Consider the following 21,993-nt stretch of genomic DNA (forward strand, 5'->3'; position numbering starts at 1 on the left):
TCTTACTCTTTATTTAACTTCGGATCAAGAATATCGCGTAAACTATCACCTAACAGGTTAAAACAGAAAATTGTAAGGACGATAGCAACAGTTGGAAATATTATCGTCCATGGTGCAAATTCCATATAGGTCCGGCTTGCATCCAACATTCCACCCCAAGAAGGGTTTGGCGGCTGTACACCTAAACCTAAGAAGCTTAAGGATGCCTCAGTTAAAATTGCTCCTGATAACGCCAAGGTAATTTGGACGATAAATGGGGCCATAATATTCGGTGTGATATGCTTAAAAACGATTTTAAACGGTGAAACCCCAATTGCGACAGCATTGGTAATGTATTCATTCTCTTTCACACCAATAACCGCACCTCGGACAATCCTTGTAAAGACCGGTGTAAATACGATGCCTATTGCCACCATTGTATTAACCACACTTGGTCCCAATACAGCAACAATCGTTAATGCTAAGAGAATATCTGGAAAAGCAAAAAAGACATCCATGATACGCATAATAATTTGGTCTGTTTTTCCTTGGAAATACCCAGCGATTAATCCAAATATTAGTCCTAATGATGCCCCTATCCCAACAGCGATTAATCCTACCTGTAAGGAGACTTGGGCACCATATATGATTCTTGAAAATATATCCCTTCCAAATTCATCCGTTCCTAAAAGGAATTCCCCACTTGGTCCTTCCAATGCATGTGCTGTGAACATTTCATCTGGGCTATATGGAGCAATAACCGGAGCAAATATGGCAATAAAAATCACAAGTAAAATGCCAATTGCGCCTAACAAACCCACTTTATCTTTATATAGTCTCTTAATAAACTGTCTCATGGAATCACCTTTTTCAGAATTGAATCTATTTATAAGAAATCCTCGGGTCAATATACGCATATAAAATATCTATCAATAAATTAACCAATACAAATATAAAAGCAATAAACAGCACGGATCCTTGCACTACCATGAAGTCTCTTTGGTTAATCGCAGTTAGCACTAACTGACCTAAACCAGGCAGAGAAAATATTTGCTCCACAATGACGGCACCACCTAATAAGGTCCCCACTTGTAAACCTATAATCGTAAGAATGGGAATCATAGCGTTTTTTAATGCATGCTGGAATATAACTACTCTTTCTTTGGCACCTTTTGCCCTTATTGTTCGAATAAAGTCCTGCATTAATATTTCTAAAACGGAGGAACGCGTCATCCTCATCACTGCACCTGCCATGCTGGTTCCCATAACAATGGCTGGAATAATCATAATTTCAAGGTTTTTGAATGGATCTTCAAAAAATCCGACATAGCCAACAGGAGGACTATAGGAAAATACCAATGCTAAAACAAGAATAATGATCGTTGCTAAAGCAAAGTTTGGAAAAGAAACACCTAATAAAGAAACAATACGTACACCGAAATCAGTGTTGGAATTACGTTTCATGGCCGCTATAATTCCCATTGGTATTGCGATTATCCAAGCTATTAAAGCAGAGATTAATGTTAATTCAAAAGTAACAGTAAACCTGCTTAAAATATCAGGAAGTATTTCTTTCCCTGTCCTCATGGATTCCCCAAAGTCTAGCGTTAATACACCAGACATCCAATTGAAGTATTGAATATGTAATGGTAGATTTAAACCAAAATCTTCACGGAGCTGCTGTAAAGCCTCTGGTGTCGCGTCCGTACCTAATATTGTTTGAGCAACATCCCCTGGTATTATTCGCATGACAAGAAAAATCAGTACGGATACTCCAAATAGAACTGGAACTAACATAAGGATTCTTCGGATAACATATGTAAACATCTTCATTCACCCTTGTAAAAAAATAGAGGAGTGCTGCGTGGAAGCAGCACTTCTATTTTTATTTTTTAAATACTTCATCTAAATCTTCGGTACTATGAGCATATGGCACATAATCAACGACGCTATCTCTTACAGCTACATAATTTTTTGGAGATACCATAAATAAGTTTGGTGACAATTCAAGCAACAGATTCTGAGCTTCTACATAGATTTCTTTTCGTGCATCCAAGTCAATTGTGCGTCTTGCTTCTTCGACAAGAGTATCGTATTCATCGCTGGAGAAATTCCAAACATTGGCTGAACCTTCTGTATGGAAGAAATAGTTCATCGCACGGTCTGGGTCAGAACCAGAGCCATTTCTTCCAACAAGGATATCCGCAGAAGTATTGGACCAAATGTCAATATACTCTCCCCACTCAACCTGTTGAATTTCTGCATTTACGCCAATTTCTTTCCATTGTTGCTGCAATAATTGTGCAGTATCTACCATATCTGGATAACTGGAAGCTGTAGTGATTGTGATATCAAATCCATCCGCATATCCCGCCTCAGCAAGTAATTCCTTCGCTTTATCTACATCATTGGAATACAACTCATGTGCCTCTACATCAATCGACCAGTCAGCCATGGAGGGAGCAATCGGCCCTGTTACCAAACCTTCTCCTTTCCATGCAATATCCACGATTTCTTGTCGGTTCGTTGCAAGACTTAATGCCTGTCTAACTTTTACATCACTTAAAATCTCATGTTCAACATTGAACCCAACATAACTATATTCTAGAGATTGATAGTCTTTAATCTCTACACCTTCTTGTCCACTAAGAAGTTCTGCACTTTGGGCATTCACTGTCGTCATATCTATTTCGCCCGTACGAATTGCGGATAATCTGGATGCCTCTTCCAGCATTGTGTAATATTCAATCCGATTTAGTTTAGGAATCCCATCCAAATAATAGTTTTCATTTTTAGTAAGCGTTACAGAGTTATCTGGTACCCATTCTTCAAAAACAAACGGTCCTGTTCCTACTGCAACCTGCTGGAGGTCTCCATTTTCCTCTACTACTTCTTGCGGAACAATCACTGCACCGGAATGTGTTAGGTTGGATAAGAAAGTTGCATCGGGTTCTGCTAATTTAAATTGAACCTGGTAATCCCCAAGTACTTCTATGCTTTCAATACCAGCAAAATAAGAAGCAATATGAGATGCTGTTTCTTCATCTAAAATACGTTCAAAGCTGTACTTAACATCTTCAGCAGTCATTTCTCTTCCATTATGGAATTGAACCCCTTCGATCAAGTTAAAGAGATACGTTGTGTCATCAGGTTGCTCCCAACTCTCCGCCAATTGACCTTCCACTTCCATGTTTTCATCAAACGTCACAAGCCCTTCGTATATTTTAGAATAAACACGTATGGATGATGCAGCAGGTGTTTTATGTGGGTCTAACCCCGCTGGTTCTTGATCATTTGCAATTTTAATAACCTGCTCTACGTCACTTGCCGTTTCTTCACTTACAGATTCTTCTGATTCGTTTTCTGTCTCCGTCGTTGTATCATTTCCTTCTTCTGTTTCAGAACTTTCGTTAGAACAAGCTGCTAACAAAAGAATCAAAGCTATAAATAAAACATACATGTACTGTTTCTTAAACATCCTACTTCCCCCTTTTAATTCTTAATTTCTGAATGAATAGCAGAAAAAATTTCTCTTCTAAAAGGATTAATGTTTCTTGGCTGTGTGACATGTAATCTATTGGTGAATAATCCAACTGAAATTTTCCTTTTTGGTTCAATCCATAAAGCTGTACCTGTAAAACCTGTATGACCAAAACCTTCTGGATAAATAGCGGATTTTTCCCAGCCTAACCCACGATTCCCCACCTGCTTTGTTAGAGCCCCATTAACTACAGATTCCAGGATCAATTGCTCCCCGTTAAGCACTCCCCCTTTCAAGTACAATTCGCCTATTTTAGTAATATCTTTTACATTGGAGAATAGTCCAGCATGACCAGATTCTCCATTAAAAAAATAATAAGCATTTCCATCATTTGGTTCTCCGGAGATCGGCAAATCCCCCCTTCTCCAGTTAAAGAAACTAATACCTCTTTCCCTACACATTTCTTTTTCAATCCTGTTTCCATATTCCGTAGCAGCTGTCAACTCCTTTTCTATAGGATGATAAGAAAGAGTCTCCAAACCAAGTGGTTCTACTACCTGCTTATTTACAATTGATTCCAAGCTGCTTTGAAAGTATTCTTTCAATATTTCCCCAAGTAACATATAGTTCAAATCACTATATACAACCTTTTCATCTAAATCATGATAAATATCTATTCTTTCTATAATAGAAAAGAAATCTCTGTCGTCTTTTTCTGCGTAAAACGGATACCAGGCAATTAATCCACTGCTATGGGTTAACAACTCATATATCGTAATCTGAGCTAATGGAGTGTTTTTTGAAATACGTGGCAAACATTCGCCTAGTCGGGTAGATAATGATAAAGAGCCTTCCGATATAATCTTTAAAAGAATCGTAGTTGTTACTAGTTTAGTGACACTTGCTATATCAAATATTGTATGTTTTTCGCACGGGGTTTTCTTTATTCGATTTGCTTTCCCATACCCTTTATGAAAAACGGTTTCTCCATCAATCGTGATATGGCATACCCCGCCAGAAAAAAATTCATTCTCTATGTAATTTCTAAAAATCCTATCTATTCTATGAAACTCCATATCTAACCCCTTTCATTTCTCTCTTTCCTGAATGGCCTTCCTTGTTTTATCTAAATAATCAACGGATTGGTTGTAATTCAAGGAAGCTAAGCCTGTAAATAAAATATCAATGACACTTAACTGCGCAATCCTTGATGCGGTAGCCCCACTTCGTATACTTTTCTCAATTGGTGAAGCGAACAAATTCACCTTGGCCATTTTTTGCACCGTATTTGTACCATATCCTGTTAATGAAATAATTGATGCCTGATTGGCGTATGCCACTTGTAGTGTTTCAATGACTTCCTTTGTTTCACCGGAATAGGAAATGGCTAGAACTACATCATTTTCCTGTAGATGAACAGCAGTGGTCAGTTGTGTATGACTATCAATTAACGCCTCACACCACTTATTAATCCGTTTTAATTTTTGTTCAAAATCAAGCGCTACAATGGCAGATGCACCAACACCAATAACAATAATCCTCCTAGCTTGGTCCAGTAATCGGATAGCTTCTTCGATGTTATTTGGATCCGTAATCGCAAGTGTACTCTTAATGGAGTGCATATTATTATTGGATATCGATTTAATAATCTCTGTAAGACTGGCATCAGCAGATATATCGTGATATTTATTAACCTCTGAATCCTCCTGATTTACGAAAGCCGATATACTTAACTTCAATTCCCGAAAGCCTTTAAAATGCAACGACCGGCACATTCGTATGATGGTTGCTTCACTCGTGTTCGTTTTTTCTGATAGTTGGGCAATAGGCATCTCCAAAATCTCCTGTGGATTCTGTAATATGTACTTTGCCACTTTTTTCTCCGACGGGTTTAATATCTCAACTCCCTGTCGAATACGCTCCATTCCATTTTGCATAATGTACTCCTTACGTTTTATGTAGTTTTACTTCAAGTAAACATAATTATCATAGAAGTTTAACTACATTTTATTTTAAAAAAATTTAGATGTCAATATAATAATGGTAATTTTCCAAATATTATTGTAAGGAAATCTGGCATGTCTTCTATTTTTTATAAAATCTCTCCAGGAACATTCCAAGTTTAATTCCATTAAAAGTTCGTGATCATTAAGCCATGATTCCTATTTACCTATATTTCAACTAGCTATAAGTCGCCAAAGTATCGATATATATTTCGAGAAATTTCTATTGCATAACATTTTTAAAAATGAAGATTTCATTATGTCTACTCACAATCATGAACCTGGTTATTATGACACGATTATTTCTATTTGTAATAGAGCTGGTTTTTCGGCTAAAATCCATCAAGAAGCTGAAGGATTAACTACCATATTATCACTAGTATCCGCTGGTATTGGTTACTCCCTTGTTTCTAAATTATCCATGGGAACGAAAAGAATTGACATATAGGGAATTCAGAGGATATAACCCCTTCTATCGATTTATTTTTAGCATTGCGAATTAATATTGACCTTCAATTCGTTCATAATTTCGTTGATATATCGAAAAATACCTCGTAGGACAAAGCTGAGTTACTATCGCGATAAACTTTCAATATTGGTCTTTTGTGCTTTAATAGATTGTTAGTCACTCACTTTTCACCATTCAATTCAGCAAATTTTATTCGCAAAATCGAAAAGCCTCTTTCGATGAGGAAGAGGCTTATATACGTCTACACTACATGCGTAACACTCTATAAAGTTGTCAAAAGAACTATTTCCATAATTTACTAGTTTAAAAACATACAGCGAGAGATTGTGGTTTAGGCAAATAAAAAAGTAACCGCCCCCTAAGCGACTACTACTCTTAAATAATACATATCTCCACTCAATAAATCGACTTCACATACCATAAAAACGTAATTCAAAAGAGTTTGCCCATTTCCAAAATTGGAACCTTCCTGTGCCTTCCCGATTAGCCTATCTTAGCAGTGGTACATGACATCCCTTGCTCTCCAGTGTGTCCCCATGGTCCTCCTAAACCTCCACCTCCATCCCAACCTCAGCTAACATAACACAGTCATTTCCTTCCCCCTTCGCACTATCCAATAACTCTTCCAAATCCCCATAGTGTGGCAAATGACTGAGAATCACTTGTTTTGCATGAGAACGGTTAGCTAATACACCAGCCTCTCCAGCTGTCATATGACCGGAGGCAGCGCCATTCATTCCATCATATAAGCTACACTCCGTAATCAATAGATCCGTACCTTCCGAAAAAGTTACAAGATCTTCCGTAAAACCAGTGTCTGAGGTATAGACAATCGTTTTCCCTTCGTCACATGTTATTTTCATCGAATACGCTTCAACAGGATGGAGGTTGCAAAGAAATTCGATTGTAAAAGGGCCGATGGTTAGCGAACATTCTTCTCCATACGGATGGAAATCAGAGTAAGGAACCTCTCTTACTCTCCTAGCCATCTCGCTATCATCCGGTCCATAAATATGTAAAATTTCATTCGTCTGTCTAAGTTGTGTGTTCACTAGCCTCGAAAACAATAAAACACCGACATCACTAAAATGATCATAATGATAATGCGATAGGACAACATGATTCACATCATTTAAATCTACATAGTTTTGCATCTGTGATACCACACCACTTCCACAATCCACTAATAATGAAAAACCGTTCTTCTCAATAAGATAGCCGGAACATGGGCCATTCTTTTTCGGAAATCCGCCCCACATTCCAATTACTGTACACTTCATACTACTTCATCCTCTTCTATGGAAAAAGAACTTTGAATAAGGGTTTTCGTATACGTATGCTCAGGATGAAGCAATACTTGTTCCGTTTCCCCTTCTTCTAACACTTTTCCCTGATTCATCACCATCACATAGTCCGACATTTTATAAACAGCACCAATGTCATGGGATATAAATACATAACTCGTTCCAAACTCAACCTGTAATTCCTTTAATAAATCCAAAATCTGGGCTTGGATAGATAAATCCAACGCCGAAACACATTCATCACAAATGATGACCTTTGGCTTTAATAATAATGCACGAGCAATTGCAACACGTTGAGCCTGGCCACCACTTATTTCAGATGGGTGTTTTTTCAAGATTGATTCATCCAAGTTGACCTTCCCTAACAACTCTGTAACTTCCTTAAGTGCGTCATCCTTGTTATAAGTGGAAGAAGAGACCTTCAGCGGCTCGAGTAAATTTTCCTGAATCGTATAAAATGGGTGAAGGGAATCTTTTGGACTTTGAAAAACAAACTGGACTCCTCTTCTAAAATCTTGATACTCTTCCTTCGTCATTGTCCCAATATCTTTTCCAAAATACTTCACTGTTCCAGAGGTCGGCTTTTGCAAATCACCGATAATTTCAGATACAGTAGATTTTCCTGAACCAGACTCCCCAACAATGCCAATCGTTTGGCCTTCCTTTACTTGAAAACTAATGTGATCCACCGCTTGAACAAACGTTTGTTTTTCAAATAGATGCTGTTTTTTCAATTTAAATGCTTTGACAATATGACGAGCTTCTAAAATTGTTTTCATCACGCCCCTCCTATACCGTTTCTGCCATATGTTTGTCCTTCGATAAGGTCGGAAGAAGGCTTATTAATTCCTTTGTGTAAGTATGCTTTGGATGTTGGAAAATTTCTTTTGTTTTCCCTGCTTCTACGACATTGCCTTTATACATCACATACACACGATGACAGAACTGCTTCACAATTTTTAAATCATGGGAAATGAACAGGATGGAAACACCGTCTTTGTCATGAACTTCTTTCAATAATTCCAGCACTTGTTTTTGAATGACAGTATCCAGTGCAGTAGTAGGTTCATCCGCCACAATTACCTTTGGGTCAGTCATCAGTGCCATCGCAATGTTCACACGCTGCTTCATCCCACCACTTAGTTGAATCGGATAGGAATTTAGTACACGTTTAGGCTCTCTAATACCTACTTTTTCTAGTAAATGAATGGCCTTCTCCTTTGCCAGCTTTTTATTTCCCATACCATGAGTGATAAAAGCTTCCCCAATTTGATGTTTGATTTTAATAAGTGGATGTAAGAAGGCAATCGTATTTTGTGGAACAAATCCAATTCCACTTCCTATTAGTCTTTTTCTCTCTTTTCCACTTAATTTTAAGAGATTCTGACCAAGCACCTCATTTTTCGAACATGTCATATTTAATTCTTCCGGCAAAAGGTCCAAAATGGCTTTCACTGTCATCGTTTTCCCGGAACCAGACTCCCCAACAATGCCAACAAATTCATTCTCAAACAACTCCATCGAAGCTTGGCGGATGATGTCACGGCCATATGCATCTGACACCCGTAAATCTTCTAAATGAATCCATTTATTTTTCATTATGCCGCTGCCCTCCTTTTCACCATCGAATCATTGACGGCATCCCCAATCAAATTAAATCCAAGCACCGTAATGACTAAAATAATCCCTGGTGGTACAGAAAGAAAAGGATATGTTAAGGTATACTGTCTAGATTCACTAAGCATGAGGCCCCAGCTTGCATCTGGTGGTTGCACTCCTAACCCTAAGAAGGATAAGGAAGATTCAATTAAAATCGCATTCCCAATACTTGCGCTAAATTGCGTAATAATTCTTGGCATAATCGTTGGTAAAAGATGTTTAAATATAATCCGCGTTCTACTTGTACCATAGCTCTGTGCCGCTTTAATATACAGTTCATCTTTCTGATCGAGAACAAGCGAATAAGATAGGCGTGCAAAAACAGGAATCATAAAAATTCCTATAGCAAGAACCGCATTCCATAATCCCTCACCTAACACAGCAACAAGCATCATGGCTAACAAAATGCCAGGGAATGCCATCAATCCATCAATCATACGCATCAGTAAACCTTGAATAATCCCTTTGGATGTAGCTGCAATTGCTCCAATGAATAGTCCGATGGCAGCGCCAATGGACACAGACACTAATCCAATAAAAAGTGCATAGCGCGATGACACCATGATGCGACTTAGAATATCCCTACCAAATTGATCAGTCCCCAGTAAATACTCTACACTCGGACTTAATAACCGTTCCTTTGTGTTCATCACATTAGGATCATGTGGAAGATAAAAGAAAGAAACGGCACATAATCCAACAACCATAGACACCAGAATAATCCCTAAAACGAACAACTTATTATTTCGTAACCTACTCATGATTACCTCCAAAGCGAATCATCGGATTGACAAGCCTGTACAGAATATCCGTGATAATGTTGACAATCACGACTGCACTCGTGATAAAAAATACAACTCCCTGAAGTAAAATTAAATCCCTCTGTTCGACAGCCATAAGAAGCAAACGACCAATACCAGGCAATGCGAAAATACTTTCCACTAGTACCGCCCCACCCAATATTCCAGCTAATTGCATTCCGACAATGGTAAGAGGTGCAATAATCGCACCTCTTAAGGCATATTTACCAATTGCTCGTGTTCTCGATAACCCGTTCACCCTCGTCATTAACATGTAATCCTGTTCCAATGAACTTAGCATCGAGCTTCGAATAATCCGAATCAATGGGCCAACCTGTCCAATCGCTAAAACAATGGATGGGAGGAGGATACTATGAACACTCACCCAAAAACCTTCTTCCATTGGGGTAAATCCAGCTACAGGGAACCAGCCATAACCCGCCGCGAAAAAGACCAGAAATAAAAGCGCCAGCCAAAACTGTGGTACCGCATCACCTAACTGCATAAGACTTCTTGCCATATAGTCAATCCACTTGTTTTGGTATAAGGCAGAGATTACTCCAAACATAACAGCAAACGGAATGGCAATCGTTAAAGAAAGAGCCGCTAATGATAAGGTGACCGGAAGTCTTTGTGTGATAAGAATTAATATTTCTTCCCCAAAAACATAGGAAGTTCCCCAATCTCCTGATAAAAAGCCAATTAGCCAGTTTATATATTGTTCATACCAAGGTACATGGAGTCCCATCGATTCCTTGAGTGCCTCAACTTTTTCAGGTGTTGCATCCGTACCTAAACTTAATAATGCAGGATTGCCAGGAATCCACATTAGGACTACAAAGGTAATAATGGAAATAAAAAACAAAACACCAATTCCACTTAGCAAACGTTGTATGATAAAGTTCAGCATACGATACCTCTTTTTTAGTTAGTAAAATAAACATCCTTCATTTCATAAATATCAATTGGATATGTTTTAAAACCAGCAACATCACTTGCGGTAACCATCAATATAGTTGGAGACTGGATATACAATGCAGGAACTTCTTCCGCTAGAATTTCTTGCATTTCCTGATACAATGCTACACGTACATCTTCATCACGCTCTTTTTGTACAAGTGTTAAAATCTCATCTACCCGCTCATTAGAGTAGTTAAAATAGTTCTCTCCGCTTTCTGTATGGTACCTGGATAACAGAACATAAGGATCCAATCTTCCCGTATGACCAACCACCGTTAAGTCATATTGACGATTCGTATACACGTCACTTAACCATGTTGCCCATTCGACAATTTCAATGTTGGCTGTAATTCCAACCTTACTTAATTCATCTGCGATTACCTGACCAGCATCTACATATGCCTGATAAGAAGCAGGTAAATACATATCTAACTCTAATCCCTCAGCATATCCAGCCTCAGCGAGTAATTCCTTCGCTCGTTCTGGATCATACGTTATCGTGTCATTTGTATCCACATATTCTTTTAAAATCGGTGGATAATGGGAGCCAATTTCTTCTCCATATCCCCACCATACTGCTTCAATTAATGCTTGTTTATCTACTGCAAGATCTATCGCTTGTCTCACTCTTACATCTGATAATGCTTCATTTTCTAGATTCATTGCCATTAATTGAATCGAGTTTGCTTGGTTTTCTAAGATTGTAAATTGATCATTTCCTTCAAATTGACCAACAAGATCACCAGTTAACCCTATAACATCTAACTCACCTGCTTGGAGAGCAGAAACTTGGGAAGTTGCATCTGGCATCATTTTAAATGTGACTTTTTCTAAGTGAGCTGGATCATAGTAGTCTTCATTTTTCACTAATACTAAGTGCTGTTGTGGAATCCACTCTTCTAGTTTGAATGGACCAGTACCTACAGGATTATTTCTTAAATCATTACTCGCCTCCTCAGGAACAATTGCCGTCCACGGGTAGGCAAAATTAGAAAGCAATGCCACATTTAATTCTTCGGTAACAAATTCCACTGTTTTTTCATCGATTACATTGATTTCTACTATATTCGCAAAATCTCCAGCTCTTGGACTTTCTTCCCCTTTTAATCTTTCAAAAGAGTATTTTACGTCTTCCGCAGTCATCTCACGCCCATTGTGGAAAACCACTCCGTCACGAAGGGTAAATGTAATCGTTAATCCATCATCAGAGGTTTCCCATGATTCAGCCAGACCTTCTTCAAACTCTCCATCTGGTGTCACCTTCACTAATGTATCGTAAATATTATTCGTTATTTGAAAAGTAGAAGCAGCCGTTGTCCGATGAGGGTCTAAGCCGTCTGGGTCAACAGATAATGCCATATTTAATTCGGTCTTTTCACTATTCATCTCTGAAGAATCACCAGTTTCTTCATCACCAGTAGGATTACTACTCGATTCATTTGGCTCCGAGCCAGTCTCTTCTTCTCCACCACAAGCAACCAGAAAAACAACCAACATTGCAACAAATAACGTTATTTTGAAATGTTTCATAATAGTCTCCTTTTATTCATATTTCCAGGCATAGCCCTGTTGAAAAGTAACAAAATTCTCTTCTATTTGTTTAATATTGTTTTTTACCTTATCTTCTCCAAGATAGGAAATCGCTTGAACAATCGCATTGCAAACAGAAACGGAAGCAGTATACGAATCTACAAAACCTTTTGACTTTATCTTTACTGTCAAGCATAGATTGGTATATTCCTTAATTGGCGCAACAGGGGAATCAGTTATTCCAATCACATAGGCACCTTTTTCTCTAGCAATCTTCGCAATCTGAAGCACCTTTACGTCATATCTTGGAAAAGCACTGAGAAATACGACATCCTCTTTTTTTATATAGGCTGCATATTCCGCTACTTCCCCTTGTGGAATAGACGTGCTATTCCCTAACATATATTTCAGGATAAATTGTAAGTAGGATGTCACGGAAAGCCCCATCCGCCAACCAGCGACCCAAATATGGGAAGCTCTTAAAAATGCTTCTGCCGCAATATTTATTTCTTCCTGCTTAATTTGTTTACTCGTATGAATAATGTTCTCTGCTTCCTGAACAAAATGTCCTTCCAACCAATTTTCTTCCTTTAAGGTTGTGGAAGATAATAGATTATTAACGGACCGATAATCATTTCGAATAAATTGTTGGATATCCTTTTTCATATTCCGAAAGCTTTCATACCCAAGTTCCTGTGCTAATCGATGTACGGTTGCCTCACTTACATCAGAAAGACTAGCGATTTCGTTGGCTGACGAAGAAAACACCTCTTCTAAATTCCCCAAAAGGTAATGAGCAACCTTTTTCTGTGAATGACTTAAGTTAGAAAAATTATCTTTAATACGTTCATGTATTTGCATCATTAACACCTATACATGGACTGCTTGGATGATTGGCAAAATTTCTTTCACATTTGTAATCAATGGCACATCGTTTTTCAGTTCTTCCATGCCAACTTTCCCAAATGGATTAATAACCACGCTATCCATCCCTACTTTCCTACTACCAATCACATCATCATAGTAATTATCACCAACATATAAACACTCATCGACTTGGACATTGGCTTCATTTAACGCATATTCGAAAATTCCCTTATCCGGCTTCTCCATGCCTACCTCTGAAGAGACTATTATGTAATCTAGTAATGGAAAAATGTTAGTTTGCTTCAGTACATCCCTTGCAGATAGATCCCAATTCGATATCAGCCCTAGACCAATCCCCATTTGTTTTAACTGCTGTAAGGTTGGGAGCGTTTCTTTGAAAGCCTTCCACTTCACTTGATTTTTATTTCGTGTAGCTAAGGCCTGTACCTGTAGTACATCGTCTTCCAAACGCAAATACTCATGTAGCTTAGACTGGTAATATTCCGCATATAGCTCACGGTCCTTCGCCAATAACCCTGGATGCTCCCGCATAAAAAATTTATCAGTTAGATGATAAGCAAGCGTAATTTCCTCTTTTGTCTTGGAAACCCCAACATCTGAAAGCCTCTCCTGATAAACCTCCTCCCTGTTTAAATAAACCAATGTATAGCCTAAGTCGAACCATACAAAATTGATCAATCCATCATCCCACCTTACTCTTCGTAGTTTTTTCGTCTTTTTTATAATAGTTGAAGTATTTACTTCATATTCTCATTGTAGCGACTTAATATTTTGAACAATTAAACCTATCGTAAATAAATTGTAAACTTGTGTAGGATGGAAGAAACAACTAACCGTCCAAACTGGATTTCGAATTATCTCCCCTCATCATGTTTTCGAATATTTACTATATCAATAGATTTAAAAACACAAAGTAAAGGGCGATTCTCAGTTAGGATTAAGAGAATCGCCCTTTTTCTGTTGATATAGTGACGCACTTAGAACTTCGTATGTTACTATATCAACTCCTCCTTTCATTTAAGGAGTGCCAATCGTCAACCGTTTTTGTCGTGGTCTGAGCCAATAGGTCCTATCCCTATCCCTCACATTCCCCTCAACATACTACCCCATCTCTACTCCACCGACAAAGTCCGACAAAATCCGGAAGTGACAGGCACCACCACTCCACTCTACCCATCATTTCTCCCTTTTATCTCCTCCCTCAGTCCCTCTATCTTCTCTTTCATTGCAGCCGCTTCTTCAGGATCCGTATGCGGAGCCTGCGATTGCTGTTTCTCCTTCTGCTTCAGCTCCACAAACCAATCTGGTACAATCTCTTTCCTCCCATTCTCCCCATTAACCCCACTCGACCTCTTCTTCCCTCGCTGATTCCTAAACGCCACTTCTTCAGCCCGAACATCCTCAAGCGTATGTAAACCTTTCTTCCCCCATGACTGCAAGATACTCTTCACATATCCCCAGTTCGTCCGATTTCGTTCCAGCGCCCGTTTCATCGCCTCTAAAACTAACTCCTCCCCAACCTCCCTCACCCAATCTACCAATGAATCCGCAACAAACGGACTAACCACCCCAAAGTTCTCCTGATAAAATACAAACGCATCTGATATATTATTTATTTCGTTTTCTTTCTTTTTGTTTCGTTTAATTAATGTGACACTACCTTGGTTCTCAGACTGGTTCATAGACTCGTTACTATAGTGGTTATCGAGGTGGTCCGCTCGGTCGGCCACATCCCGGTCCGCTTCCTGTTCCTCGTCTACATCATAATCATCATAAGTCAATGAAATCATCTGATAAATCGGAGCTTGATTATGGTCACGGGATTGATAGTCAATGTATCCTTTTTCTTTTAGCTCCTTCCTCGCACGTTTAAAGCTGCTCTCCTTTAATCCCGCCTTTAAACATAACACCGCTGCAGAGGCAGTAAACTGTTTCTGCCATCTGGTCTTGTTATTAATATGCATAAGCGCATGCCATAACGCAGTTGCAGAACCAGATAATGGCACAATTTCAATCCGATCATATAAAGCATTCAACTCTTTAATATAATTCATGTCCCTCTTCCCCTTTATAATATAGTTGGAAACACGGGGATAGTTCTCCCGCTTCAAACTGCTCGCACATGAAGTAAAAGAACCCTCCCCATGCTTCCCGTCATTTTTTCAGTCTTTCAATGCTTCTTTTAATTTCTTCCTTGCCTGTTTCCCCCAGTCTTTTACCGCCTCTACGCTGGTACCTTCTTGTTTGGCGATTTCCTTCAGGGACATGTCACGAATAATGTAGTAATAGACCCACTTCCTTTGCTTTTCGGAAAGCTTAGAAAATGCTTGTTCCCATAGTTTTTCATCTTCCACCTTGATGTCGGACCAATCCATCACTGGCAATTTCGAATCTCCATAGTGATTTCCATTGGACAGGGTTGATTTTTCCTTTTGGATATAGTCATCTTGTTGTTGCTCGTCCGTTAGTTTCTTACGGAGCAAATCGATGAGGCGGTTGCGGATGGTGTAATTGAAATAAGTGGAAAGCGGCCCCTTCTCCGGTTCGTATTTCTTATAAGCCAGCCACATGGCATATAATCCTTCTGTATAAAATTCCCGTGCTGGATCACGAATACCTAATTGGTGAATATGAAAATGAATACGGTTTTCGTTCTGCTTAAAAATTTCCTCAAACGTAAATTTCCCCGGCTCCTTTTCTTTCATGATTTAACCCCTTTCTTCTGGAATGACCTACTGATTTCTCCTTGGTGCATCTCTACCATAGGAAACATAACGAAACTTGTCGAACAAGCTAACTTCAAAAAAACAGCTCCAAAATTGAATTTTGGAGCTGTTTTCATGTCGAAAACCGTGCTAAAATTTCGTTTCTATGATTGTTTTAGAAGTTAGTAACTTTTTAACAAAAAAGCTTTCCTTAACCAACAAAATGGCTACTTACACAACAAGTGTTTCTCCTGCCCATCGACAGACATCTTTCCCTAAAACGTGGGTTTTGTCACTCTGGCTCCAGTTTACTTTTCTCCCATTATACTTCGTTAACGCAAAAATCATTCCCCAATGAAACAAACCTGGTCTGAACACTATCTAACAAGATCCCCACAATAAATTCCCTTAAAAATTCGCTATCTACATTAACTAATCCAGAAATCTCTCACCTTACATTCGTTTCAAGCGACCCGCCATCTCTATTGTTTTCATTCTTTTTACCCCCGACAACATTTCTTATGCTCTTAATAATCATTAAAGCTAGTAAGAGTATCCCTACATACCCGTTAATGACATAAACAATATTTACAAGCCTGTCAAACGGAATGTTTAATGCAACAAATGTTCCTATAATCGCTAGTATTATCGTAGCAGATTTAAACTTACTACTCTTTTCATCTGCAATTCTGGATGAAACCGTCCAAAGTAACGGTACAGATGTAGTGTAGATTCCTGCTACAACTGTCAAAGCAAATATGACTGCTATACCAGGATGTATATTTCCTGCTAAAATTAATGTAGGCACTAAGGATCCTTCGACTTGCTCAACATTCACCATAAGTCCTAAGGCCATCACGATAACACCTGCTGAAAAACCAAGCGCTCCAAAAATGGCACCAAAAGATGCCGTTTTTTTGTTTACTGCTGTTGCTCCCATTGTAGACATAAATGCAGCCAGCCACAGCATACAAAATCCTACATAAGAACCCGCTGCGAATATCCAATTACTTGATGCACTTAATAAATCTAAATTAGGTATAATCTGAGCAGCCTTACCTAAACCAGAAGGATTCATAATAATCGCTGAAATTCCTAAAAGGATAGCCATAACACATATTACTGGTCCAACCTTACCGATTACATCAATTATTTTTATAAGTCCAAACATTACCGTAACTCCTGCAAGTACGGCCAATCCTATACTGCCTATTAATACAGGAAGATCATATTGTTGATTTAGTGTTGCGCCCGCTCCCCCAATCATTACAATAAATGATAAATAAATAAACAATATGGAAAAATAATCAAAGAATTTACCTATTGTTTTTCCGCAATAATATGTGTAAATATCATTAGGTTTCGGAAATTTACGCTCATACCCTGTTGTTATAAAACTAATTCCCACATACAAAAATAGAAGAAAAACTACTATTGCTCCAACAATGCCCATAAATCCATATGCAACAAAATACTGCATGATTTCCTGTCCCGTTGCAAATCCTGATCCGATTAAAAATGCTATAAAAGCTCCGCTAAAAAAAATAACTTGTTTAAAATCTACTTTATTACTATCCATATGCCCACCCCTCCGCTTTTTAAAGTATAATACCGGACTATTGCCAACCCCTGCCCTACCAATGAAAACCGAAAACATTTCTAAAAAATTTAAATGTTCAATAAAGTAAGCGCTTGCATTTTTATTATAAAATGTTCTTAAAACCATGTGAAATGATTAATAGTGATAGTACCCATCTTTTTTATTTATACATTTAAATTGAGAGGGAACAGAGAGGCTGGTTCTCCATTCCCTTCAAACTATCTTTACAGTGGACCACTGCCCGTTTCTGTAGTAGTTGGGTTAATTGGAAGAGCTTCCGCCATAAATTTTCACTTTAACTTCATTTATCACAGGTTAATCGGAGAAGAGTTATCTAAAATCATATACAGCAATTTCGAGATAGCGCATTTAAGTTAAAAATTTACATAACCGGAAATATTTTAAAAGAAGAAAACGCATAGAAAAAGACATTTCAAAGAGAATATATTTTGAGTTAAAAATATAAAAAAGGAGATTTTCTCATGATAAGTCAAGCGCTTTGGAATGTTCGCAAAGTGTTCATTGTCTTACTTGCCATTGGATTTTTTATTAGTGGTGCCATCCCTGTTCATGCTCAGTACCAAAATGTCCCGACAGCCGAAATTGCAATAAACGGGAAAGCAGTGGATGGAATAAATCCAATAAAGATAGATGGTGTTTACTATTTACCATTTGTCAAATTGGCAAAGACCTTAGGATATAATAGCATTAAATTTGAGAACAGCACAAAAACATATGAAGTGACAGACGGATCGACTACGATTAGAACCACGATGGGCGGATCAAGAGCGAAAAAAGGTAATGAATTTATAAACATTAAACCGCCACGATGGATCAATGAAACAGCATATATTTCTTTGCACGCCGGTGGAGCATTATTTAATTCCTATATCTATTTCAAAAAGGAAAATGGTTCCATCCAGGTACAGCAGCCAGCACAAAAATATATTGTGCATCCAAATGACACTTTATGGAATATTGCACGCATTCATCATACGTCCGTTGCAGACTTAAAGACTGCAAATAATCTAACTTCGAATACCATATTCGATGGACAAACATTGAAACTACCGTCACGGGATAAGGCGAAAGAAATGGAGCCAATCCGTGAACAGGAACCAATTCAAAAAAATAATAATGCCAGTGTCACAACACAGAGGCAGGAATTGATTAACAAGGCCAAAAAGTATATCGGTGCAGGTTACAAATTTGGCGCAACTCTGAATGAAGCACCTAATCTGTTTGACTGTTCCTCCTATACCATGAAAGTCTTTCAGGAAATAGGGATCACGCTCCCAAGGGTGTCCAGAGACCAAGCGAATAAAGGGGTATCCGTGAATAAAAATGATTTAAAAACAGGAGATCTCATGTTCTTTACAGACAAAGACTTGTACTCAGACGGTCGGGTCGGGCATGTCGGCATTTACATGGGCAACGGCAACATGATTCATGCCTCCTCTTCCCTTGGTGTTGATATTACAGACAACGTTCTGCAAAATCCATATTGGGGGAAAAATTATCTATTTTCCAAACGGGTTATTCGTTAGAAACAGCGGGATGGATCTTATAGGAGACAATCAGAAGTTTTGCGTAAAAGAAGGCACGACTAGCGGATTTATTCTGCTTGTTGTGCCTTTTTGCATTTCTCATTAATTAAGGTTTAGCCACGAAGCAAGCTTATGGAGTTTTCATTATTAAAAGGAAATTCACTGTATTTCATTAATGTCCTTACTGATACTCCAGGAGCAAGAACAGGATTTTGTTCAATGCAGAGTATTTTGAATGTTTTCCCATTCATGAAGTGAAGCTGAAATTGGGATATAGTGAAGAAAAAATCTGTTTACAGAATCCGGCGGCATGTTTTGGATAAGCTGCAGATTTCACTTCATAATTTATTAACTTTGAAATAGAAAGACGGCTTCAATGGATATGTTAAAAGGACACAAGGCAGATTGGAAAATTTACAGCAAAAATGGTTATTTCATCATTACTTTGAATTGCTTATATGACAGCAATGATTTTTTAGCTGAAATGCGCTTGGTGGAAAAAGTGATGATCATATATTTTGATTTCATAAATTTCACCCCGTAAAAAAAACATCCACCGCTGTGCACCAATTAAATTAGGGCTGATATGATCAAAATAAATTTATATTTTTTTATAGATGTAATCTGTGAAATCTGTTAAAATTAAAATTACAGAAACTAATGTAAAGTTGGAAATTTCATTCAATCTGTTTAACCAATATAAGATGAAACTCCTTTGTAGAAGACAACCCTATTTTTCGCAGTATATTCTTCTGGAAAAAATTATTTTAGCGACAAAGAATTACAAATTTTAACATTGTGAAAGCCTTATTATCACATATATAATATAATTATAATTCATCTGAATATTTGTAAGATTGTATTACAGGATACGTTTTTTACTATTTAAACAGTACTAGTGTTTGAAATGACATTTTTGAAAGCGTTTCCCTTTTAACTAAAAGGCACCGGGATTATCTAAATAGTGGGTGAAAGTTGCAGGAAAGCATATATGATCAGTCGCCGAAGGAGCAAACTCCAATAAAGACCCTTGGGGTGAATCTCTCAGGTAGAAAAAACTGCAACCGGACACAACTCTGGAGAGAACGTATGATATAAATACGTCACCGAAGGGGAAGGCTCTATTGAGCTAAACTCTCAGGTAAAAAGGACAGAGAAGGGCAGAGAAAAGCACATGATGTTTTCTCTGTCCTTTTTGTTGTGTCTAAAATTATCATCACTGAAGAGTTATAGTACGTTCAATGGAACAGTTAATAAAAAGGGGATGTTACATGGAAGCAAGCTATAAAGGTAATAACACAATGATAACGAGGATTGTATTAGGAGTTCTTACTTATTGGCTTTTCTCACAATCACTCGTAAACGCGGTACCGGAAGTTCAAGTTAGATATGTGAATTTTATTAGGGGCACTGAATACAGCATTTAGTTTAACCTTGACTCTTGCATTTTTCAGAAATACACCTAAAAAGGGCATACGGATAATGTGAAGCGATTTTTTATTTAAACCGCTTTAGCTTTCTTTCAGCACATCCATTAGGTTGTTTTTTCGATAATGCCTGTTCATATGTCCTTTTTAAATTTTCGTAAACGACAGAGTTTATATGCATGCAGAGGTTTCAGATAAATTTCGATATGACAAACTTTTTGCAAGAGTTTAGTTAATGATTTTATCTTGTTTGACAAAGTAAAGAAGTATTTATGCAATCCCTAACTAATGGTTATATATAATAAAAACAAAAATTATCATTTAATTTCACCTTTATGAAAGGGTTTTCTTTTCTTTGATAAATTTAATTCACATAAAAAGTTATTTAATTATAGGAGGAATATTTGATGGATGTATTGATAGGTACAATTGCTCTTTTAGTCGTTTTAGCGTTATTCTCTTTATTTACGTTTAAGGCACCGTATGGATCTAAAGCTATGAGTGCTTTGGCAGCTGCTGCGGTAGCTAGTTTCTTAATTGAGGCTTTAATCGGTTCTGTTTTAGGGGATATGTTGGGAATTGCTGCCTTTCAGGAAATTGGTGATTTAGCAGGAAGTTTATCCGGTATTGCAGCAGGTGCGCTGGTTGCTATGGCATTAAATGTTCAACCAGGCTATGCATTAATGATATCGCTTCCGCTGGCTAATATGGGTATTTTACCCGGTTTTATTGCCGGATATCTTGTTTCATTCCTTGTAAGATGGTTCCAAGAAAGAATCCCTAATGGAATCAATTTACTAGCTATTATTTTTATTGCAACACCATTAACTTATTTCATTGCTGCTCTGATTGCTCCATCAGTTGACGGAATACTGTTGAATATAGGAAGTATCTTAGAAAGTGCACAATCTCAATCATCTATTCTAATGGGAATTATCTTAGGTGGAGTACTGACTGTTACTTCTACAGCTCCGCTTAGTTCAATGGCTTTAACTGCTATTATGGGTCTTACTGGTCAACCAATGGCTATCGCTGCAATGGCCATTTTTGGTTCTGGATTCTTGAATTACACATTCTTCCGTAGAATGGGATTAACTACACCGCAAGAAACTATTTCAGTAGCGATTGAAGCTTTAACAAAAGCTCATGTTATTTCAGCCAATCCAATCCCAGTATACGTGACAAACTTTATTTATGGTGGAATAGCAGGTATTATAATAGCTTTATCAGGTTTGGTAAACAACTCTCCAGGTACAGCTGCAGTTGTTCCAGGACTTGCATCAACATTTGCTTGGAACCCGCCTATACAAGTCATCCTTGTCGGCGTCATTGTCGCCGTTATAGGAGTCACAGTTGGATTAATTTGTTCATTTATATTTAAAAACTATCCAATTAAAACTGAAGAGGAGCTGTTAACTAGTGATGATGAGGAATTAGAAGAAAAAGATGAAGCAATAACTAAAAAATCAAATTTAGAAGCTGAAAGTGTGAATGCCTAAGCTTCAAGAGAAGGTGTTAGCTCCCCCATCACTTTAAAGTGCAAATCGCAGAACGATATTATGATCTAACGTGGTGGAGGGCTGATTCCATAGACATGGAACTTTTAAAAGGAAAGTAGATTTTTAAAAATCTACTTTCCTT

At 37.8% G+C, this 21,993-nt stretch carries 19 protein-coding genes and 1 riboswitch; of the genes, 3 read left to right on the forward strand and 16 right to left on the reverse strand.

Translation table 11 applies throughout. The annotated features are described in order from the left end of the window. Positions 1 to 2 precede the first annotated feature (2 nt). Genes GMJ66_RS12580 through GMJ66_RS12600 form a run of 5 tightly spaced genes read right to left on the reverse strand, consistent with a single transcriptional unit; the run spans position 3 to position 5,397 of the window. Positions 3 to 836 (reverse strand): ABC transporter permease, encoded by an 834-nt coding sequence (locus GMJ66_RS12580; RefSeq protein ID WP_156290667.1) that lies wholly within the window; start codon positions 834 to 836, stop codon positions 3 to 5. A 25-nt stretch (positions 837 to 861) separates the two neighbouring features. Further along, the gene (locus tag GMJ66_RS12585; protein WP_156290668.1) at positions 862 to 1,806 is read right to left on the reverse strand and encodes an ABC transporter permease; all 945 of its coding nucleotides are present in this window, start codon (positions 1,804 to 1,806) and stop codon (positions 862 to 864) included. Between the two features lie 58 nt (positions 1,807 to 1,864). Continuing rightward, complete coding sequence (locus GMJ66_RS12590) at positions 1,865 to 3,457, reverse strand: ABC transporter substrate-binding protein (protein WP_156290669.1); 1,593 nt, start codon at positions 3,455 to 3,457, stop codon at positions 1,865 to 1,867. A 14-nt stretch (positions 3,458 to 3,471) separates the two neighbouring features. Next, positions 3,472 to 4,536 (reverse strand): serine hydrolase domain-containing protein, encoded by a 1,065-nt coding sequence (locus tag GMJ66_RS12595; protein ID WP_156290670.1) that lies wholly within the window; start codon positions 4,534 to 4,536, stop codon positions 3,472 to 3,474. 12 nt (positions 4,537 to 4,548) lie between these two features. Next, a complete protein-coding gene (locus GMJ66_RS12600; protein WP_156290671.1) occupies positions 4,549 to 5,397 on the reverse strand; it encodes a MurR/RpiR family transcriptional regulator in 849 nt (282 codons plus the stop codon). 292 nt (positions 5,398 to 5,689) lie between these two features. On the opposite strand from GMJ66_RS12600, the gene GMJ66_RS12605 reads away from it, so the two are divergent. Then, on the forward strand, positions 5,690 to 5,911 hold the full coding sequence (locus GMJ66_RS12605) for a LysR substrate-binding domain-containing protein (protein ID WP_269321880.1): 222 nt from the start codon (positions 5,690 to 5,692) through the stop codon (positions 5,909 to 5,911). A 566-nt stretch (positions 5,912 to 6,477) separates the two neighbouring features. Here GMJ66_RS12605 and GMJ66_RS12610 read toward each other — a convergent pair. The 11 genes from GMJ66_RS12610 to GMJ66_RS12660 form a co-directional block, all read right to left on the reverse strand. Next, positions 6,478 to 7,212, reverse strand: coding sequence for an MBL fold metallo-hydrolase (locus tag GMJ66_RS12610; RefSeq protein WP_156290673.1), 735 nt, complete (start codon positions 7,210 to 7,212; stop codon positions 6,478 to 6,480). Continuing rightward, on the reverse strand, positions 7,209 to 8,015 hold the full coding sequence (locus GMJ66_RS12615) for an ABC transporter ATP-binding protein (protein WP_156290674.1): 807 nt from the start codon (positions 8,013 to 8,015) through the stop codon (positions 7,209 to 7,211). The genes GMJ66_RS12610 and GMJ66_RS12615 overlap by 4 nt, the downstream gene beginning before the upstream one ends. 10 nt (positions 8,016 to 8,025) lie before the next feature. Then, positions 8,026 to 8,835: an ABC transporter ATP-binding protein gene (locus GMJ66_RS12620; RefSeq protein ID WP_156290675.1), complete on the reverse strand. Its 810-nt coding sequence runs from the start codon at positions 8,833 to 8,835 to the stop codon at positions 8,026 to 8,028. After that, complete coding sequence (locus GMJ66_RS12625; protein WP_156290676.1) at positions 8,835 to 9,656, reverse strand: ABC transporter permease; 822 nt, start codon at positions 9,654 to 9,656, stop codon at positions 8,835 to 8,837. The genes GMJ66_RS12620 and GMJ66_RS12625 overlap by 1 nt, the downstream gene beginning before the upstream one ends. After that, positions 9,649 to 10,605, reverse strand: coding sequence for an ABC transporter permease (locus GMJ66_RS12630; protein ID WP_156290677.1), 957 nt, complete (start codon positions 10,603 to 10,605; stop codon positions 9,649 to 9,651). Before GMJ66_RS12630 ends, GMJ66_RS12625 begins: the two co-directional genes overlap by 8 nt. Before the next feature lie 14 nt (positions 10,606 to 10,619). Continuing rightward, complete coding sequence (locus GMJ66_RS12635) at positions 10,620 to 12,185, reverse strand: ABC transporter substrate-binding protein (RefSeq protein WP_197046689.1); 1,566 nt, start codon at positions 12,183 to 12,185, stop codon at positions 10,620 to 10,622. A 12-nt stretch (positions 12,186 to 12,197) separates the two neighbouring features. Continuing rightward, a complete protein-coding gene (locus GMJ66_RS12640; RefSeq protein WP_231514923.1) occupies positions 12,198 to 13,046 on the reverse strand; it encodes a MurR/RpiR family transcriptional regulator in 849 nt (282 codons plus the stop codon). A 9-nt stretch (positions 13,047 to 13,055) separates the two neighbouring features. Further along, positions 13,056 to 13,751 carry an HAD family hydrolase gene (locus GMJ66_RS12645; protein ID WP_156290679.1) on the reverse strand — a complete coding sequence of 232 codons (696 nt, stop codon included), beginning with the start codon at positions 13,749 to 13,751 and terminating at the stop codon, positions 13,056 to 13,058. 491 nt (positions 13,752 to 14,242) lie between these two features. Beyond that, positions 14,243 to 15,127, reverse strand: a complete 885-nt coding sequence (locus tag GMJ66_RS12650) for a DnaD domain protein (protein WP_156290680.1) — start codon at positions 15,125 to 15,127, stop codon at positions 14,243 to 14,245. A 108-nt stretch (positions 15,128 to 15,235) separates the two neighbouring features. After that, on the reverse strand, positions 15,236 to 15,778 hold the full coding sequence (locus tag GMJ66_RS12655) for a sigma-70 family RNA polymerase sigma factor (RefSeq protein ID WP_156290681.1): 543 nt from the start codon (positions 15,776 to 15,778) through the stop codon (positions 15,236 to 15,238). 448 nt (positions 15,779 to 16,226) lie between these two features. Beyond that, positions 16,227 to 17,357: a YkvI family membrane protein gene (locus tag GMJ66_RS12660; RefSeq protein ID WP_156290682.1), complete on the reverse strand. Its 1,131-nt coding sequence runs from the start codon at positions 17,355 to 17,357 to the stop codon at positions 16,227 to 16,229. Positions 17,358 to 17,860: 503 nt separating this feature from the next. On the opposite strand from GMJ66_RS12660, the gene GMJ66_RS12665 reads away from it, so the two are divergent. Then, entirely contained in the window at positions 17,861 to 18,925 is a 1,065-nt protein-coding gene (locus GMJ66_RS12665; protein ID WP_156290683.1) for a C40 family peptidase, read from the forward strand. Positions 18,926 to 19,991: 1,066 nt separating this feature from the next. Then, positions 19,992 to 20,089, forward strand: a riboswitch (glycine riboswitch). 670 nt (positions 20,090 to 20,759) lie between these two features. Beyond that, positions 20,760 to 21,851, forward strand: a complete 1,092-nt coding sequence (locus tag GMJ66_RS12670) for a PTS sugar transporter subunit IIC (protein WP_156290684.1) — start codon at positions 20,760 to 20,762, stop codon at positions 21,849 to 21,851. The last annotated feature ends 142 nt before the right edge of the window (positions 21,852 to 21,993 follow it).

This window comes from Oceanobacillus salinisoli, assembly GCF_009733865.1.
Classification (GTDB): domain Bacteria; phylum Bacillota; class Bacilli; order Bacillales; family Amphibacillaceae; genus Oceanobacillus; species Oceanobacillus salinisoli.